Origin of the sequence: Acinetobacter sp. YH01020 (assembly GCF_013420275.1) — a bacterium.
Lineage (GTDB): Bacteria > Pseudomonadota > Gammaproteobacteria > Pseudomonadales > Moraxellaceae > Acinetobacter > Acinetobacter amyesii.
In genome coordinates, this window is sequence record NZ_VOYN01000020.1 from 37,981 (window position 1) to 56,733 (window position 18,753).

The 18,753-nt window shown below is 41.5% G+C and carries 16 protein-coding genes and 2 tRNA genes; 7 read left to right on the forward strand and 11 right to left on the reverse strand.

All coding sequences use genetic code 11. The features are described 5' to 3' along the window. Window positions 1–59: 59 nt before the first annotated feature. Window positions 60–1,295, forward strand: coding sequence for a multifunctional CCA addition/repair protein (locus tag FTT85_RS09450; RefSeq protein WP_180183410.1), 1,236 nt, complete (start codon window positions 60–62; stop codon window positions 1,293–1,295). Window positions 1,296–1,465: 170 nt separating this feature from the next. Next, complete coding sequence (locus tag FTT85_RS09455) at window positions 1,466–1,702, forward strand: hypothetical protein (RefSeq protein WP_180183411.1); 237 nt, start codon at window positions 1,466–1,468, stop codon at window positions 1,700–1,702. Window positions 1,703–1,944: 242 nt separating this feature from the next. Here FTT85_RS09455 and epmA read toward each other — a convergent pair whose 3' ends face one another. The 6 genes from epmA to greB all read right to left on the reverse strand — a co-directional run bounded on the left by epmA (window position 1,945) and on the right by greB (window position 6,010). Further along, window positions 1,945–2,913, reverse strand: a complete 969-nt coding sequence (epmA, locus tag FTT85_RS09460; protein WP_373886884.1) for an EF-P lysine aminoacylase EpmA — start codon at window positions 2,911–2,913, stop codon at window positions 1,945–1,947. A 5-nt stretch (window positions 2,914–2,918) separates the two neighbouring features. Next, window positions 2,919–3,986 carry a 4-phosphoerythronate dehydrogenase gene (locus FTT85_RS09465; protein WP_180183413.1) on the reverse strand — a complete coding sequence of 356 codons (1,068 nt, stop codon included), beginning with the start codon at window positions 3,984–3,986 and terminating at the stop codon, window positions 2,919–2,921. Window positions 3,987–4,101: 115 nt separating this feature from the next. Beyond that, window positions 4,102–4,854, reverse strand: a complete 753-nt coding sequence (locus tag FTT85_RS09470; RefSeq protein ID WP_180165174.1) for a class II aldolase/adducin family protein — start codon at window positions 4,852–4,854, stop codon at window positions 4,102–4,104. Window positions 4,855–5,020: 166 nt separating this feature from the next. Beyond that, window positions 5,021–5,110 (reverse strand) — tRNA-Ser (locus FTT85_RS09475). A gap of 229 nt (window positions 5,111–5,339) precedes the next feature. Continuing rightward, window positions 5,340–5,429 (reverse strand) — tRNA-Ser (locus FTT85_RS09480). 86 nt (window positions 5,430–5,515) lie between these two features. Then, on the reverse strand, window positions 5,516–6,010 hold the full coding sequence (gene greB / locus FTT85_RS09485; RefSeq protein ID WP_180113919.1) for a transcription elongation factor GreB: 495 nt from the start codon (window positions 6,008–6,010) through the stop codon (window positions 5,516–5,518). 365 nt (window positions 6,011–6,375) lie between these two features. Between greB and FTT85_RS09490 the strand changes: the two genes are divergently transcribed. Further along, window positions 6,376–7,488, forward strand: coding sequence for a transglycosylase SLT domain-containing protein (locus FTT85_RS09490; protein WP_180183414.1), 1,113 nt, complete (start codon window positions 6,376–6,378; stop codon window positions 7,486–7,488). 76 nt (window positions 7,489–7,564) lie between these two features. On the opposite strand, the gene FTT85_RS09495 is transcribed toward FTT85_RS09490, so the two are convergent. Together FTT85_RS09495 and ttcA are read right to left on the reverse strand one after the other, a co-directional pair. Further along, a complete protein-coding gene (locus FTT85_RS09495) occupies window positions 7,565–7,948 on the reverse strand; it encodes an SCP2 sterol-binding domain-containing protein (RefSeq protein ID WP_078190434.1) in 384 nt (127 codons plus the stop codon). Window positions 7,949–8,170: 222 nt separating this feature from the next. Next, complete coding sequence (gene ttcA, locus FTT85_RS09500) at window positions 8,171–9,100, reverse strand: tRNA 2-thiocytidine(32) synthetase TtcA (RefSeq protein WP_180183415.1); 930 nt, start codon at window positions 9,098–9,100, stop codon at window positions 8,171–8,173. Window positions 9,101–9,600: 500 nt separating this feature from the next. Here ttcA and FTT85_RS09505 point away from each other — a divergent pair, with 500 nt between their 5' ends. Both FTT85_RS09505 and htpX read left to right on the forward strand, forming a co-directional pair. Then, window positions 9,601–10,464, forward strand: a complete 864-nt coding sequence (locus FTT85_RS09505; RefSeq protein ID WP_180007505.1) for a lytic transglycosylase domain-containing protein — start codon at window positions 9,601–9,603, stop codon at window positions 10,462–10,464. Between the two features lie 133 nt (window positions 10,465–10,597). Beyond that, window positions 10,598–11,503 (forward strand): protease HtpX, encoded by a 906-nt coding sequence (htpX, locus tag FTT85_RS09510; RefSeq protein ID WP_180183416.1) that lies wholly within the window; start codon window positions 10,598–10,600, stop codon window positions 11,501–11,503. 161 nt (window positions 11,504–11,664) lie between these two features. Here htpX and FTT85_RS09515 read toward each other — a convergent pair whose 3' ends face one another. From FTT85_RS09515 to FTT85_RS09525, 3 genes are all read right to left on the reverse strand, one after another. After that, complete coding sequence (locus FTT85_RS09515; RefSeq protein WP_180049076.1) at window positions 11,665–12,255, reverse strand: DUF4112 domain-containing protein; 591 nt, start codon at window positions 12,253–12,255, stop codon at window positions 11,665–11,667. 80 nt (window positions 12,256–12,335) lie between these two features. Then, entirely contained in the window at window positions 12,336–13,679 is a 1,344-nt protein-coding gene (mgtE, locus tag FTT85_RS09520; RefSeq protein ID WP_180183417.1) for a magnesium transporter, read from the reverse strand. Between the two features lie 232 nt (window positions 13,680–13,911). Beyond that, window positions 13,912–17,013 carry a multidrug efflux RND transporter permease subunit gene (locus FTT85_RS09525; protein ID WP_180183418.1) on the reverse strand — a complete coding sequence of 1,034 codons (3,102 nt, stop codon included), beginning with the start codon at window positions 17,011–17,013 and terminating at the stop codon, window positions 13,912–13,914. Window positions 17,014–17,289: 276 nt separating this feature from the next. Here FTT85_RS09525 and FTT85_RS09530 point away from each other — a divergent pair, with 276 nt between their 5' ends. Further along, window positions 17,290–18,477 (forward strand): glycerophosphodiester phosphodiesterase family protein, encoded by a 1,188-nt coding sequence (locus FTT85_RS09530; protein WP_180183419.1) that lies wholly within the window; start codon window positions 17,290–17,292, stop codon window positions 18,475–18,477. Between the two features lie 10 nt (window positions 18,478–18,487). Then, a partial coding sequence (locus tag FTT85_RS18555; RefSeq protein WP_218955461.1) for a hypothetical protein occupies window positions 18,488–18,753 on the forward strand: 266 nt, incomplete at its 3' end.

Below are 18,753 nucleotides of genomic sequence, written 5' to 3' on the forward strand. Positions count from 1 at the left end.
TGTGACTTGAGAAAACCTCTGTTCTGTAGCATGATTGCTCTAAGAATAGAGGTTTTTTCATGCAAGTTTATTTAGTAGGCGGTGCAGTTCGAGATCACTTGCTCGGGCACCCCTATCACGAAAAAGATTATGTCGTTGTCGGTGCAACGCCGGAACAATTACTTGCTCAAGGTTATCAACCTGTGGGTAAAGATTTCCCTGTTTTTCTTCATCCAGAGACCAAAGACGAATATGCCTTAGCCCGTACAGAACGTAAGTCTGGACATGGGTATCATGGCTTTGACTTTTATACCGACGTCAATGTCACACTCGAACAAGATCTCATTCGACGTGACCTCACGATCAATGCGATTGCTATGGATGATGCAGGTCAGATTTATGATCCCTACCATGGTCAACAAGATTTAGAGCGACGCATCCTTCGCCATGTGTCTGATGCCTTCGTCGAAGATCCTTTGCGAGTTCTGCGGATTGCACGTTTTGCAGCACGTTATAAAGCTTTAGGTTTTAAAGTGGCTGAAGAAACACTTGCGCTGATGCAAGAGCTTGCCAAATCTGGCGAACTTGAAGCCCTTACACCTGAACGTGTATGGAAGGAGACGTCTCGTGCATTAATGGAAGACCACGCAGATGAGTATTTTGAAGTCTTAAGAGCCTGTGGTGCTTTAAAAGTCTTATTCCCTGAAATTGATGCGTTATACGGTATTCCACAGCGTCCTGAATATCACCCTGAAATAGACTGTGGTATTCATACCATGATGTCGTTGCAGCAAGCCTGTCGTGCCAATTATTCTTTGGATGTTCGTTTTGCTGTACTTGTACACGACTTGGGCAAAGCACTCACTCCAGTGGATGAATTACCGCGCCATATCATGCATGAAGAACGTGGTGTAAAACCCGTTACCGAAGTCTGTGACCGTATGCGTGTACCCACCAATACCAAACAATTGGCCATCTCAGTGTGTAAAGAGCATTTAAAATGCCATCAAGCCTTGAGTTTAAAACCGGGTACCTTGTGGCGCCTGTTACAACGTATGGATGTGCTACGCCGTCCTGAACGCGTAGAGGCCTTTGTACAAGCCTGTGAATGTGATTCACGTGGTCGTTTAGGTTTAGAGGATCGCGCCTATCCACAAGCTCAATACGTTTTAGATGCCATGCAAGTGGTTCGTAATATTAAAGCTGCCGACCTTCCACCTGATGTATCCGGGCCGGATATTGGTGAAATGTTGATTGAACGACGTATTCAAGCCATTGCGGCACTTAAAACCAGTCAATATGCAGTCGAAGCTTAATTAGAGCACCTTCGGGTGCTTTTTTAATTTACCTTTTCTATATTTTTAAAACTTTAACTTTTGCAATATTTCACCTTGCCCTTTCAAGTATAGATAAGCTTTGAAAAATATCAGCATTCACCTTTATGCACTTTTATCTATGCTCTAAGGAAAACCATCGAGCTGACAATATGCATCCCCAAATTCGTTCGTTACAACGCCAAGAAGATCTCCTCGACTTTCATCAACTCACACTCCAATTGGGTTATGAAATACCACCAGAGCGACTCCAACAGCATTGGCAGTTGATTCATTTGGATAAGCATTATCAAACCGTGGTGATGACGGCTGATGACCGCGTCATTGGTTATGCAGGTTTTATCCAAAAATACAGTTGGGAGTTTGAGGAAGAATTTATTCGGATTTAGGCTTTTGTCATTGATGCCCGTTGCCGCGGTCAAGGTTTAGGGCGACGCTTCATGCAAGCCATTGAGCAAAGCGCTCGGTGATAAGATCTAAAACGTATTTTACTCAATAGTGGGAATCGTCCTGAACGCTATGCCGCACATGCTTTTTATCAAAATTTAGGGTTTGAAGCCTATATGGTTTGGATTTTACTAAATATTTAAATTGATCGGCCAATTTTACCATCAGCCGATCCGGACATTTTTTAAGAAATATCGGCTGGGAAACTAATGACGTTTTCAAGTTTTAACTGATTCGTTGCCACCATTAGTAATCGATCAATGCCTAAAGCTATACCTGCACACTCACTCATATGCGGTAATGCGGCAAGCAAATATTCATCAATCGGCATCACATGCAACCCAAGTTTAGCGCGCTCTGCATTATCTGCCTCAAAACGACTTCGTAAAACATCCGCATCAATCAGTTCATCATAGGCATTCGCTAACTCTAAACCTTCGATATAGAGCTCAAATCGTGCTGCAACCAATTCACCATCTTCGTCCACACGGGTTTTCGCCAAAGAAGCCATTTCCGGTGGAAAATCTGTAAGGAACACTGGCGTATCAAAACCGAGACTCGGCTCTACATAATGCGAAAACAATAAATCGATATAGCCTAAACGATCTTCACCCAGATCTAAGCTTAGCCCCACACAACGACAACAATCTTTCAGATCTTGTAAAGAAGCTTGTAACGGATTCAAATCCAAACGATCCATAAAGGCATGCTTATAGCTCAAAATAGTCGGACGAATTTCACCAAAGCGCTGTTTCAAAGTTTCATTCAATAAGTCCGTCACTTCAAACATCAAGTCTTTTAAGCTAAAACCCGGACGGTACCATTCCAACATGGTGAATTCACTGTTGTGTTTACGTCCATGCTCATCATCACGGAAAACTTTACAGATTTGGTAAATTGGCCCACTGCCACTTGCCAACAGACGCTTCATGGCAAATTCAGGTGAAGTTTGCAAATAATGCGTTTGCTTTTGTCCATTCACATGGCGCTGAGCCTGTACCGATGCTAAATGCACATCGGTGACACCCGCTTGAGAAAGCACAGGTGTTTCCACTTCTAGTACATCACGTGCCGCAAAAAACTGGCGAATTTGAGCATACATCGTGGCACGTGCACGAAGTGCAGTGAGTTCACAACTCGGTTGAAAGTTCATTTGACTCATGCTGCTGGGCCTCCATGTGCAGCCCATTCACGGCGTAAAGGATAGGTTTTACGTAAATAATCAAAGGCTTTTTGATCCACCTTACCGTCTTTTAGGCAAGCACGTAAGTTGGCATCATCACGAGCGATATCATAAATATCTTTTAAGTAACGCTGTAATACCGTCTTAAAGTCAGCACCAGTAAAATACTGCTCACAGACGGGTAACTGACTTTCAAAAGCTTTATTTATCGGTTGATTGAAAGTTTGACAGAATGCTTCATAGATCATCTGTGTGCCACGCGCTTTACCTTCCAAGCTATAGCCTGCAATATGGGGTGTCACCACGTAAATTAAATCTAACAACGCTGCTAAAATCTCTGGCTCATGTTCAAAAACGTCTAAGACCACTTTACGCTGAGTCTGTTGAATATCGGCAATTAAGGCAGCTTCTTCGACCACTGGCCCACGCGCGGAATTAATCAAAATCGCTGAAGGCTTCATAGCGGCAAGTGCAGCAGCATTGATTAAATGATAGGTTGGATATTCCCCCACTTTAGTTAGTGGCACATGGATACTAATCGCATCTGCTTTTTTTAACAGTTCTGCAAATTCAACTTGTTTCACCTGATCAGATTGCACAAATGGATCATAGCCAATGACATTCCAACCGAATAATTCTGCCATGACGGCTAAACGTGAACCAACATTACCTAAACCAACAATGCCCAAGGTAAATTGTTCATTTGCATTCAATAATTCAGGTTTAACGAAGAGCAATGCAGTAATCACATATTCAGCAACCGCTTGTGCATTACAACCTGCAGCATTTGACCAAGCAATGCCCTGCTTTTCTAGAGCGGTAATATCTAAATGATCTGTTCCAATCGTAGCACTACCGACAAATTTGAGTGTGGTCTGTTGAATTAATTCTGCATTTACCTGAGTCACCGATCGTACCAATAATGCATCGGCATCTTTGACATCTGCATGGGTCAATGTTCGACCTGCCGCTTGCTTTATTTCACCAAATTCGGCAAAAAAATACTCAGTAAATGCCAGATTTTCATCTGCAACGATTTTCATAGTTCATCTCATAGTTCCACTATGAACATGATAACGCGTTGATCAAGCCATGACTATTCTTCTGCACATAAGGCACAGTGCCTTCAATCTACAACCTTGATGATTGAAAATTATATCAACGACAATAATCTGAGTGCTGATCTTCAATTAAAGACAAGGCCGCCTGCCAAGCCGCTTGAATAATGGGCTCGGCCATCGGATTTTCAAACTGCTGCAACGTATGTTCACAAACCTTCGGACTCGGATAATGCAATGTAGCACTCGACAATGCTTTTACTTGAATTTGACAAGCTCGTTCTAAAAAGTAAATTTCATGAAATGCCCGTGCCACACTATCACCAGTCGCAAGCAAACCGTGATTACGTAAAATCATGCAGCGATAATGCCTCATATCCTGTACCAATCTTTCACGCTCTTCAGTTGAAAAGGCTATGCCCTCATATTCATGATAAGCAATGTTCTGATAGAACTTTAACGCATGTTGTGAGATTGGCAATAATCCATGTTCCTGTGCAGAAACTGCCACGCCATCCGCAGTATGCGTATGAATCACGCAATTAATATTTGCACGCGCATGATGTAAGGCAGAATGAATCACAAAGCCTGCTACATTCACCATCTTCCCTGCATCATAGGTTTCAACAATTTTACCTTCATGATCAATTTTGACCAAATCCGAAGCCGTCATTTTGTCAAAGGTCACACCATAGCGATTAATCAGAAAATGATCTGGTTCATGACTTAAACGCAGGCTGATATGGGTATCAATTAAGTCGGTCATTTTATAATAAGCCACCAAGCGATACAGTGCCGCCAATTGACAACGCGCTTGCCATTCCAGTTCATGAATAAGCTCTGGTTTCTGCATGGATGAATTCCTTTTCTAAATCGATTGATCTTGTTTTCTGTTTATTGTGAATAATTAATAGCATGTCATATCCATGCTGTATATCAGCTTCGCCTGTCGAAAAAATAATTCAAAAATTTTAGGCAAAAAAAAAACCCCAATGTAAAACATTGGGGTTTTTTGAATATGGCGGAAGCGGTGAGATTCGAACTCACGGAGGACTCGCGCCCTCGTCGGTTTTCAAGACCGGTGCATTAAACCGCTCTGCCACGCTTCCATGGCCGCTATCATATAAATAAAAATTCAGATTGGCAAATTATTTTGCCTTATTTTGAACACTTGGCGAATCGTTCAGACAAAATTTAGGCGATTGTAAAATTTTGGCTTCGAGCTGAAAAATAGATGTTCAATCAATATGTATTGAATTGAGATCAAGACAAATTGCATTGCCTAAATTTACGCACATAAAAAAACCCTGATGTTAAAAACATCAGGGTTTTTGAATTTGGCGGAAGCGGTGAGATTCGAACTCACGGAGGACTCGCGCCCTCGTCGGTTTTCAAGACCGGTGCATTAAACCGCTCTGCCACGCTTCCATGGCCGCCATCATATAAATAAATTTCAGCAATGGCAAATTATTTTGTAAAAAACACGTCTAATTGAACAAATTAAGAGCAGATTGTTATTTTTCAGTACTTTCGCCCATTTCATAACGAATTGAATTGATATACCAACATTTTTTTCCCAGCGGGGTCAGCACTTCGACCTCATCATCCACTTGCTTGGACAGGAGTGCTCGAGCCATAGGTGAATCAATTGAGATATGCTGCGGATGATGATCATAAATTTCATCCCCCCCCACGATCCTTAGCGTTTTTTGTTCACCGTCTTCATTTTCAATATCGACCCACGCCCCAAAATAGACTTTCCCTTTTTGTTCGGGTGAATAATCGATAATACGTAGCTCTTCCAAACGTTTTCCCAAGTAGCGTACACGTCGGTCAATTTTGCGTAATAATTGCTTATTATATTGATAATCCGCGTTTTCCGAACGGTCGCCAAGACTGGCCGCCCAGTTCACTTTTTTGGTAATTTCAGGTCGTTCTTCATGCCATAAATGTTGTAGTTCAGCGACCAATAAATCGTGTCCACCACGGGTAATTAAGTTAGATTTCATGATGATTTTTCGGCCTTGAGCAAGCGCTGATTTTTACAAAACATGCCTATTTTATCCTCCATTTCTACACAGGCAAAGTATATAAAATTTATTCGCAAACAAAATCAATTATTTATGTTACATATTTTAATATTTTTTCGTACAAAATTTGACAAGTATTTTTTTGCTTATTATTATGCGCACATCTTTTAGGCTTGTTTAATTTTTATCCAGTGTAGATTTTCTACATATTTCCCGAAAACCCCTAGTCATTTTTGAATGACGTCATGACTGCCCAACCCTTATTGAATTTATCAAACTTGAAAAAGTCTGAGGCGTGTTTGCCTTTGCTTTTTAGGGCATAAATTACTTGTAGCGGAGACAACATGCACAGTAGTTCAACTTCTGGGTCGAGGCTTTGCCTTAACTCTTTTAACTCTCTCCCATTTAAAGCGCTTGCACTTAGTACTCTCTTAATTCCTTTTCACAGTATTAATGCCAGCAAAACAGCTCATCAATATGATGCTGTCGTCAACAGTAATAAACTCACTGTTGTTGCCGTTGCCAATCCTGACATTGTTTTTCAGGATGGTAAACATCGACATGGTTTTGGTTACGACCTTGCACGTAACTATGCAGAAAGTTTAAATGTCCAATTAGATTTTAAAACAGTGAATGACAATGCCACTGCTTTAAAAATGGTTGCCAAAGGTCAAGCCAATTTTGCTATGACCACTGCCGAAATGAGTACCATTGAAGCCAAACACTTGACTTCATTTTCAGCCAGTTGTGGTGATACCGTTTCTTTGAAAAAAAATGGTTTAAACAGCAACTTGAACTGGGTATTTAAAAATGCAGATGATCCACTCAGCCAAACCGCGAGTGGCTTTATTTGCCGTGCCAAACAAAATGGCGCAATTGGACAGTTGGCTTCGTTCTACAACCGTAATGTAGTCAAACAAGATTCTTGGAATGTGATTCAACGTGATTTAAGTAAACGTATGCCAATCTATAAGGCAAGTTTTAAAAACACGGCCAAGCAATATGACCTAGACTGGCATTTATTGGCAGCGATTGGTTATCAAGAGTCTTACCTCAAACCTGACTCGGTATCCCCGACCGGTGTTCGTGGCATTATGATGCTGACCAACAGTACAGCAAAAGCAATGGGTGTGAGCAACCGTACAGATGCGACGCAAAGCATTCAGGGCGGTGCTAAGTACTATGACCATATGCTAAATCGTTATAGCAACATTCCCTACCCAGATCGTAATTGGTATGCCTTAGTGGCGTATAACATGGGTCCTGGTGCTGTAAGTCAGATTCAAAAGCGCATCCAAGCTCAGGGTAAAAACCCGAATAAGTGGGTGAACTTATATGCTTATCTCGACCGTAACAAAGCCAGCAATGGTCGTTATCGTCAAGCCGTGCAATATGTCACACGTATTCGTGCTTATTTGGAACATATTAAAACCACACCACAACTGGTGAATATCTAATATGCATCCATCTAACATTTACATGTGAGCGCACAAAAAAAAGCTTACCTTCGGGTAAGCTTTTTTCGTTTTAAACTTAAGCAGTTTGCTCAAGTACTTTTTTGAATAAATCTTTTTGTTCAGTACTTGGTTTTGCAGTTTGCAATGCCATCAATTGTGACATATCACCTTGTACTTTAATTTTGCCCGTCATAAATGCTTGCATCGCTGCAGCCATATCAAACTCAAGGAATACTTTACGTAACGTTTCAGCATCCATGTTCAACGTTGTTTTCGCGTTTGAAGATAAACCTTTTTTAATTGCACCACCGTCTAATGACAATTCAGTATTGCCTGCAGCGTCAGCAACCACAAGGTTAATTGCAAGATTAGCCAATGCAGGTGGTAAGTTTAAATCACCAGCTTGAGCTGTCAGAGTTTCTACAGTTGAAAACCAATCATCAGTTAAAAAAGCAGGCATGATCTTTCCTCAATTTATTTTGTTCGTGTGTGTTGCCGTTCCGGACAACATCAGTGCAAGCATATTTTGCTTGAGGCTTGTTATAGCATGATCATTTGCGAAAAGGCTAAAGTTTTTTGTACGCACCGTTCAATATTTAACTGTTTAACAACAAAATGAGAAGAATCATAAGCATAAAAAAGGCATTCCGTAGAATGCCTTTTGCGTGATGAAGTTTTCGGCTTAATCTGCCATAAAACCTAAGTTCACCATATTAATGCGTTTGCTTTCAGGCTCACCTTCTTCAGTTAAACAAGTTTCGCTATTTTTGAAGTCAAATTCGCGTTGTTCATCCAAAGCTTCAAAGTCGAATAACTCACGGTCAGCCAGTTGTGAAGGCGATACATTTTGCAACGCACCAAAAATACTGTGTAAACGTTTTGGAAATTCTTTATCCCAAGTACGCAGCATGTCATTTAACATCGCACGCTGTAAGTTTTCCTGAGAACCACACAAATTACATGGGATAATTGGGAACTTACGCATTTCTGCATATTTGATGATGTCTTTTTCTTCCACATAAGCCAGTGGACGAATCAAAATGTTCTTTTTGTCAGAAGACAATAATTTCGGTGGCATGGCTTTTAAGCTACCGCCATGGAACAAGTTCAAGAAGAACGTCGCCAAAATATCATCACGGTGATGACCTAAAGCCACTTTCGTCGCCCCAATTTCTTGAGCAAAGCCGTATAACGAACCACGACGTAAACGTGAGCATACTGCACAATACGTTTTACCTTCTGGGGTTAAACGTTTAGTAATGCTGTAGGTATCTTTTTCTAAGATGTAATACGGAATTTTGTTTTCTTCTAAATAACGTGGCAATACTTCTTCAGGGAAACCCGGTTGTTTTTGGTCAAGGTTGACCGCAACCACATCAAAATTAATCGGTGCAATACGCTTAAACTGCAACAAAATGTCGAGCAAGGTATAACTGTCTTTACCGCCTGAAATACAGACCATCACCTTGTCGCCCTCTTCGATCATTTTAAAATCACGAATGGCATGACCGACCTGACGGCGTAGCTTTTTCAATAAACGATAATACGCAGAGCTAGTTGGTAGTTCTGGTTTGAAATTAAATCCTTGTTCGGACTCAACTGGCGAGAACATAGACGAGTTAAACCTAAAAAAAAATACCGCGCAATTTTATCCGATTCGCAGACTTCTCGCATCAAAAGAATGTAATTTCCGAAAAAAGTAAAAATACTGTCATGATCACGTAATCCTCAGCGCATTATTTTATACGGTCGAGTTCATTTTTTAGGCGAAACGCTTATCTTTTGGACTTTTCCACAGTTGTCCACAAAAGCTGTGGATAACTTTGTGGATTTTAAATGACTTGACAAGGTGAGCTGCCCTTATTTTAAGGCTTCTATTTAAATTGACCATTTTTTGATCAATTTATTATCCCTTACTTATCAATGCTTTAGATGTGTCAAGTTATGCTCATTAAAAAAAAATAAATATTTTTTTTGATTATTGAATCATCAAAATGACTTGATTTTTACAAAGTAAAGAAGAAATCAGCCCTCGAAGCCTTTTCATCTGATTTTTTTTTGATAAACTCTATTTTAACTGTTTGGGGACAGAATTTTTTTCTTCACAATAAAATGAAAAACAATACTTGGACTTTGGGGCTGTTATTAAGTGGAAGTGTGGCTATCAGTTTAGCTGCACCGAGCATTTTTGCCGGCCAAACGATCTATCAATTACGTGAAAGTAACGGCACAACGCTACTAACCAATAAACAAGGCCGCTATAGCAATCTGAAAGTCGAGAAAAAAACCTACTATCCGGACAGTAATATCCATAGTTATAGTAACTGGGGCTCAAATGAAGCGTCTGTGTTACCAAGTTATAGCCGTAATAAAAATGCCTTTGACAATATTATTAAACAAGCCGCGGCCCAGCATGGTGTATCCGAAGGTCTAATCAAAGCGGTGATGCATACCGAATCAGGTTTTAACACCAATGCACGCTCGCCTGTCGGTGCGCAAGGTTTAATGCAACTCATGCCTGCTACTGCACGTCGCTTCAATGTATCAAATGCCTATGATCCACATCAGAACATTATGGCTGGTGCGCGCTATTTATCTTGGCTGCTGAAACGTTTTAATGGTAACACCTCACTTGCCTTAGCAGGTTATAACGCAGGTGAAGGCAATGTCGCAAAATATGGTGGCATCCCTCCTTTTCGTGAAACTCAAGACTATGTCCGCCGTGTCACTAGCCGCTACAGCAACCTATATGCTGGTAGTTTAAGTGTCTCGGGTTCGAGTAGTTCAAATAGCACTTCAAATAGTGGTCGGATTATTGCCAGTTCGGACAATTATCATGCCGCTGCCCCTACTGTAGCCAAGTCTCCAGCACGTCAAATTATTCAAACGGACAATGGTAGTTTTACCGATGCACCTTCAGGTTCATTTGCGACAGCAAATGCTTCTGCCTCAGCGCGCATTTATTTCAATGAATAAAATCACTGATTTTGTAAAATTGCATCTGTTTTACTAATTTTTCCTTGAAATTTTAAGACTTTCACCTCATATTGAGTTTAATGATTTTTATTTGTAAATCAGATCATTTTTCTATAATAAGAGGATTTACCCAATGATGCGGATTGGTTTGTTCTTGCTGACCAACCTCGCGGTACTGGTTGTAGCTGGCATAATCTTGTCACTCTTCGGTGTCGGTAGTTACCACGGTGCAGGCGGCTTAAACTTAGGCAACTTGCTCGTTATCTGTTTTGTGTTCGGTATGGTGGGTTCGATGATCTCACTATTCATGTCAAAATGGATGGCGAAAAAAACCACGGGTACAGAGCTGATTGACCCTAATGCACCACGTAGCCAAGCTGAAGCATGGTTACTCAACGAAGTTGCGCAACTGGCACAACGTTCTGGTATCAAAATGCCAGAAGTGGGTATTTTCCCATCGTACCAGTCTAATGCCTTTGCAACAGGCTGGAACAAAAATGATGCTTTAGTGGCGGTTTCTACCAGTCTATTGGAGCGTATGAACAAAGATGAACTGCGTGCCGTACTCGCTCACGAAATTGGTCACGTAGCCAATGGTGACATGGTGACCCTTGCTTTGGTGCAAGGTGTAGTCAACGCCTTTGTCATGTTCTTTGCACGTGTAGCAGGTGACTTTATCGACCGTAATGTCTTCGGTCGTGAAGATGGTGAAGCACCGGGTATCGCATATTTCGTCATTACGATTGTATTAGATATTGTCTTTGGTATCGCAGCGTCTGCCATTGTGATGTGGTTCTCTCGCTACCGTGAATACCGTGCCGATGAAGCTGGTGCGCGTCTAGCAGGTAAACAAGCGATGATTTCTGCCCTATTACGTTTACAAGCAGAATCTGAAATGCCAGATCAAATGCCAAAAGAAATGAAAGCCTTTGCAATTTCTGCGGGTCAAGAACAAGGTTTCAGTTTAGCTGCATTGTTCCAAACACACCCAACGATTGAACAACGTGTTGCGGCATTACAACAATTAGATTGCCCATAATCGAGCATCTAATGTATGTCGTAAAAAAGCCTCCCTATGGAGGCTTTTTTAAGTCTAATTTTTTCCGAACATTTACTGTCTTATCAATAATCTTTCAGTTGAACGATCTTTCAATTGAATAGCCTCTCATTGATCGCGCTCAAGCAACAAGGCATTTCTATCTACAATACTCCATTAGCCTTTAACCATTGCCAAAGCAATGAACCACCCATATAAATTGCAAAGATAAAGACTAATAAGAAAATCATCCCGAATATATCTGGGATATGGATCCATATCCATGCAACCACAGGGTTGCGCCAAAAAGCAGATTGCTGTTGTTTCTGTTCTAATTTTTCATGTAAAAACGGATGTACCACATGTTGATCTGTACTGATTTGATATTCTTCACGAATGTGCGTATGTACAACATCTAAAGCTTTACGGCTCGGTCGAATAAACACATCAAAGATCGTCCCTGCAACAGGAATAAACCCCACGACAGCATCTATAACTGCGAGTTTCATCACACCATTTAATTTGGCTTGTGGTACGCCAATCTGTTTGGCTTTATAGACGGCATAACAGGTCAAGACAAATCCTGCGATATCACCAGCTACGGGAATGGTACTCAACGCTGCGTCCGCACCTACCCCTTGTCGAGTAAATGGAATCCGAACCACGGAGTCCATCATATTGGCAAACTTTGCGAGATCGCGTTCAAGACGAATGACTTCTTGCTTTGACATTTTTTGTTTTAATGGTTCAGTCATGTTTTATCCAATAAAAACCGTGTAAATCACTGAGATTAAAACATATTAGAAGTCTTCAATCTGTAGCAAAATGCTAATCTCTATAAATTAAGCAATTGCGATGCAATCATCAAATACACCACCACGCCGGTCGCATCACAAATCGAGGTTACCAATGGTGCAGATGCACTTGCAGGATCGAGCTTTAACTTGTTGAGTATAAAGGGCAAACTCATCCCAATTAAACAACCGAGCAATACGATGCCCATCATACTTAAAGCCAAGACTAAAGCGACGGTTGCATCACCACGGTAGTAGCCTAAAATCGATACAGCAATGGCCATGGTTCCGCCGAGGCAAAGTGCGACGAGCGTCTCCCGTCCCAACAAATAAAACCAATCTCGAATTTTTACATCCCCTGTGGCAAGCGCTCGCACCATTAAAGTCGCAGACTGTGAACCTGCATTGCCTCCACTTCCGACCAGTAAGGGTAAGAAAAAAACCAAGACGATATGTGCGGCAATGATGTCTTCATAATAGGAAATACCTAAACCGGACAATAAGCTGCCAAAGACCAATATCACCAACCAGAACACCCGCTTTTGATACAACTTTAAAATCGGTGCTTTATTAATGCTCATACCTGGTTCGGTACTCACCGCACTGGCTTTTAAAAAGTCTTCAGTGGTTTCAGCCTGTACCACATCCATCGCATCATCATAGGTGACAATCCCCATCAAACGCTGGGCATGATCCACAATCGGTAAGGCCATAAAATCATATTCAGCCAGTTTTTGCGCAATACTCTCTTGGTCTTCATCTATCCAGCCGGTCACCACATCTTTGGTCATCACCTGTTGAATCCGCGAATCACGATCGGCCTGCAAAATTTGCCGCAGTGAAATCACCCCTTCTAATTGAGACTGCTCATTGGTGACATAAATTAAATATAGGGTTTCACGGTCATGCGGTTCATGGCGCAAGGCCTCTATGGCTTGTTGCATGGTAAAGTCAGCAGGCATACTGACATAGTCTGAGCTCATGATTGCGCCTGCAGACTCTTCTGCATATGCAGATAACGCCTTTAGATGCTCTTGGGTATCTTGATCAAGTTGTTGATAAATCCGATCTTGTTCTGCATCAGTTAAACTTTTATATAAGTCCGTTGCATCATCAGAATGCATATCATCAAATAGTTCAATTTGTAGACGCAGTGGATAACGTGAAATCAGCTGTCGCTGTGACTCAAACGGGAAAAACTCAAATACCAAGCCTTGATGGTCTAAACCTGAAAGTAACTCGATTTGATCTTCGATTGGAAATTGCTGAATTAAACGGGCCTGATCAGCGTAGTTCAGAGGCTGTAAAGCGAAAACTGCTGCTGCATAATTTTGTTGTTGCAGCAAAGCGGAAATTTCACGCTGTCTTTGTATTAAATCCGCCATTCAACTCACTCTTATTTTAATCTTTCTATGTAGAGCACATTTTGAAGGATAAACTAAAGAGTTTCAAATCTCTTCAATATGTTCTCGGTGAACGTTCTTTGCGAAAATTCTCTGTGAACATTCCCTGTCGAAAGTTTGGTGACATAAATTTGGCGACATAAAAAGCCACCGCGATGTACTCAAGCTTTCACGGTGGCTTTTACTAGAGCTATACACTGTGCGTGAATTATTTCTAAGTTTCAGACACCGGTTTGATTTTAAAAATAGAGCGGACCATCACATACATAAACGGAATAAAAATCAGTACCAAGACCGTACCGAATATCACCCCACCGAGTACGCTCACCCCAATCTCTTGACGACTGGCTGCACCTGCACCAAAAGCAAGAACTAAAGGAACCACTCCCGCACCAAAAGCCAAAGAGGTCATCAAAATAGGACGCAAACGAAGTGCTGCGCCTTCCATTGCAGCTTCGATCACATGTTTGCCTTTTTCTTGTGCCATTGCTGCAAACTCTACAATCAAGATCGCATTTTTACAGGACAGACCAATGGTCGTCAGCAAAGCAATTTGGAAATAGATGTCATTTGGAAAACCGGTCATGTAGCTAAACAAAATATTACCGCCAATCCCGAGTGGAATCGCACTCATGACTGCGGTTGGAATGCTCCAACTTTCATATAGGGCGGCAAGACAAAGGAAAATAAATCCAATCGAGACCAAATACAGCCAAATCGCTTGATGACTTGATTTTTGCTCTTCAAAGGATAAACCACTCCATGCCACGTCCACACCAGGCACCTGATCGACTAAGGCTTTCACATCATGCATGGCTTGTCCACTTGAGACATTTTTGGCTGTATCCGCTTCCATTTGTAACGCGGTATACCCCATAAAGCGATTGACGACTTCTGGACCGCCACTCCAGCCAATGGTTGAAAAATTACTAAATGGAATCATTTCATTTTGGTCATTACGTACATGCCAATAAGCCAAATCTTCTGGTTTAGAACGGAATTCGGCATCTGCCTGCATCATGACGCGTTTAATACGTCCACGGTCAATGAAATCGTTGATATAACTGCCGCCCCATGCACTACTCATGGTGCTATTAATCGCATTTTGCGTTAAACCCATGGCCATCGCTTGTTTTTGATCAATATCAACTTTCAGTTCAGCTTTGTCTGGGTTAGAGCGTTTGTCTAAATTTTCGAAACTACTGTATTGTGCGGATTTCTCTTGCAAGCTTTTAAATTGCGCATCGAGATAAGCTCGACCTTCACCATTCATATCTCGCAGCCAAAACTCCAGACCATCGGTTTGACCAAGACCACTGACTGAAGACGGCATGCTGACATTGATTTGTGCATTGTTGAACTTTTTAAAATGTTTCATAGCACGTTCACGAATCGCTTGCGCTGAATTGTGTTGTCCTGAACGTTCATCCCAATGCTTCAGTGCAATAAAGCCTTGCCCTAAGTTTTGACCCGTACCAGAAAAATTTCGTCCATAACGAATCATCACCAAATCAACATTTTGCTTTTCTTCAGTTAAAAAGTACTGCCGAATTTGTTCACCGACCTCACGACTTTTCGACATCGGTGCACCTTCTTGTAATTTAAGTTGCACACTCAAAATACCCTGGTCTTCACTAGGAATAAAACTGGTCGGCAAAGCACGATAAAACAAAGCAAATACCGTAATGAGCCCCGCAAACAAAACCACCGTCCATAAGCGATAACGAACCGTGGCTTGTGCAAGTGCTAGATATTTGGTTTTTAAAGTCTCTAATTTGGTGTTAAACCAAATCGCCCAGCGCTGTGGTTTCGGATTGGGTTTTAAAATTAAGGCACATAATGCAGGGGTTAAAATCAGCGCAACCATCAGTGACAAGCCCATGGCAGCCACAAGTGTGATGGAAAATTGTCTATAGATCACGCCCGTTGAGCCACCAAAGAACGCCATGGGAATAAATACAGCGGTTAATACCAAAGTAATCCCGATTAATGCCCCACTAATTTCATGCATCGACTCTATAGCCGCTTGTTTTGCTGTTAACTGTTGTTCATGCATTAAACGTTCGACGTTTTCCACCACAACAATCGCATCATCGACCAACAGACCGATGGCCAATACCAATGCAAACAAGGTGAGCGTGTTAATGGTCATGCCCAAAGCATATAAAATCGCTAAAGTCCCTAGAATCACCACAGGCACGGTAATCGCAGGTATCAGCGTTGCTCGCCAATTTTGTAAGAAGATAAACATCACCAAAACCACCAATAAAACGGCTTCGAATAACGTTTTCACCACTTCTTTAATCGATTCTTGTACAAATGGCGTGTTATCCCGTGGATAAACAATTTTATAACCGACTGGTAATTGCTTCGTTAACTGTTCAATTTCTTGCTTAATTAAGGCTGAGGTTTCAAGTGCATTTGCCCCAGAAGCCAATGAGATCCCCATCCCTGAAGATGGATACCCGTTAATGGTATTCACCCCTGAATAATTTTCCGCACCCAATTCAACACGTGCAACGTCTTTTAAATAGACAAAACTGCCATTTCGTGCAGATTTGACAATAATATTTTCAAATTCTTCAACTGACTTTAAACGTGTACCTGAAGTGACTTTTGCATTGAGATATTGATCCGAAACACTGGGCAATTCACCTACGGCTCCGGCTGCAACCTGCGTATTTTGTGATTCAACAGCCGCACGGATATCACTGGGCATAAGGCTATATTGCTTTAACTTCAGTGGGTTGAGCCAAATACGCATGGCAAATTGCGAACCAAAAACATCGACTTCACCAATACCCTCAATTCGAGCAATGTCCTGTTCTAGATGAGTCATCATATAGTCACCAAGTTCGATATTCGAACTCTTGCCAGTCTCATCATAGAGGCCGATAACCATATGGGTATCACCCAAAGATTTATAGACATTTACCCCTTGGCGCTGCACATCTTCAGGCAGCCGATTGATTACTCCATTTATGGCATTTTGTACTTGTACTTGAGCGGTATCTGGGTCAGTGCCATTTTCAAAACTGATGCTGATCCGGCTTCGACCTGAAGAGTCGCTGCTTGAACTAAAATATAAAAGATGATCAATTCCTTTAATTTGTTGCTCAAGAACTTGTGTGACACTTTCCTCGACTGTTTCTGCTGACGCACCGCTATAACTTGCACTGACCGTAATTCGTGGTGGTGCAATATCTGGATAGCGCTCTACCGGTAAATTGAGCACAGCAAATAGCCCGAGCGCCATGACGATGATCGCCAAGACACCTGCAAAAATCGGTCGATAAATAAAAAACTTAGACAGCATCAGTCCATGTCACTTTTCAATTAATGAAATAAAATATGTTGATTGATTTTTTCAAAAAATCTTATTGATAATCAATCACAATGTGCTTGATTACAAGCCTAGACTACATAAAAACCTTGCTTGAAGCGAAATATGTAGAAAATATGGAGAGCCTCCACTTCAGCTATTTTAGTAAATTTATGTGACAAAACCGCCTCTGTCATGAAGTCTTAGCCACTGCCCTGCAATGTATGCCTGCAACTTCATTCATTTAAATAAAAAGATGCCGAGGCAGCCATGCAAAAACAATTAACAAAACAGTTAAATCTAGCCATAACAAGCAAAGTGAAATCCTCATGGGGCGTGTCTTCACTGCTCCTTTTTAGCGTTTTTGGTTTATCTGCATGTAATTCGGATGACGATAAAACCCATGTCACCAAGCCCCCTATTTTGCCTGATACAGGTTTTGTCATTGTTGGGCATCGTGGTGCCAGTGCTTTGCGACCTGAGCATACTCTTGCCGCATATCAAAAAGCGATTGACGATGGTGCGGATTTTATCGAACCCGATTTAGTGCCAACCAAGGATGGCTATCTGGTTGCGCGCCATGAAAGTGAAATTTCAGGGACAACCAATATTAGTACGCTGTCACAATTTGAGGATCGAAAAACCACCAAAAAAATCGATGGTATCGACTATACAGGATGGTTTACGGAAGACTTTAGTTTGAATGAACTGACTCAAAATGTAAAAGCACGTGAGCGTATTGCTCAATATCGCCCTAATAACACTCAATATAATGATCAATACAGCATCCCAACGCTCGAACAAATCATTGAACTTGCCGACGCTCATTATAAAAAAACTGGGAAAATTGTTGGTTTATATATTGAAACCAAGCATCCAACATTTTTCCAACAGCAAAATCTAGCCATGGAAGATCGCTTACTCACAACGCTTGCCAAATACAGTTATACACGTGATATCGCACCTGTATATTTACAGTCCTTTGAAACCACCAATCTTAAATACTTACGTGATCAACTCACGCAAAAGAAAACCCTCAAACATGGCAAAATTATTCAATTATTAGATAGTCCAACTGCCATACCGGGTGACTTACAGCAACAAAGCTCACCTCAACATTATGCAAGCTTAGCAACAGCAGAAGGCCTAAAATCAGTTGCAAAATATGCAGATGGTGTAGGCCCAAGTAAAACGTATATCTTTTCAAACACTGAATTTAAACAAACCAGTTTTGTCAAAGATGCCCATGCTGCTGGTTTGAAAGTCCATCCTTATACGCTCAGACCTGAAAATGGTTTTTTACCTGACTATTTAAAATGTAACTCAGTGGCAACCGAACGTTGTGATACCGGTGCGGCTAAAGAATTTGAGAACTTCTATAAAGCTGGTGTAGATGGTGTATTTGCCGATGATCCAGGACTGGCACGTAAAACCTTAACGCAACTGCAAAAGCCCTAATATTCCTAAAATGAAAAAAGACGCCGAGGCGTCTTTTTTATTGTTTAATGGAAATCTTAAAGCGGGTTTGCCAAATATTCTGCGGCTGACTGCGTTGCCACTGGCTGAGGTGCTGGAGCTGTCGGAACTGTCGGAACTGTCGGAACTGTCGGAACTGTCGGAACTGTCGGAACTGTCGGAACTGTCGGAACTGTCGGAACTGTCGGAACTGTCGGAACTGTCGGAACTGTCGGAACTGTCGGAACTGTCGGAACTGTCGGAACTGTCGGAACTGGG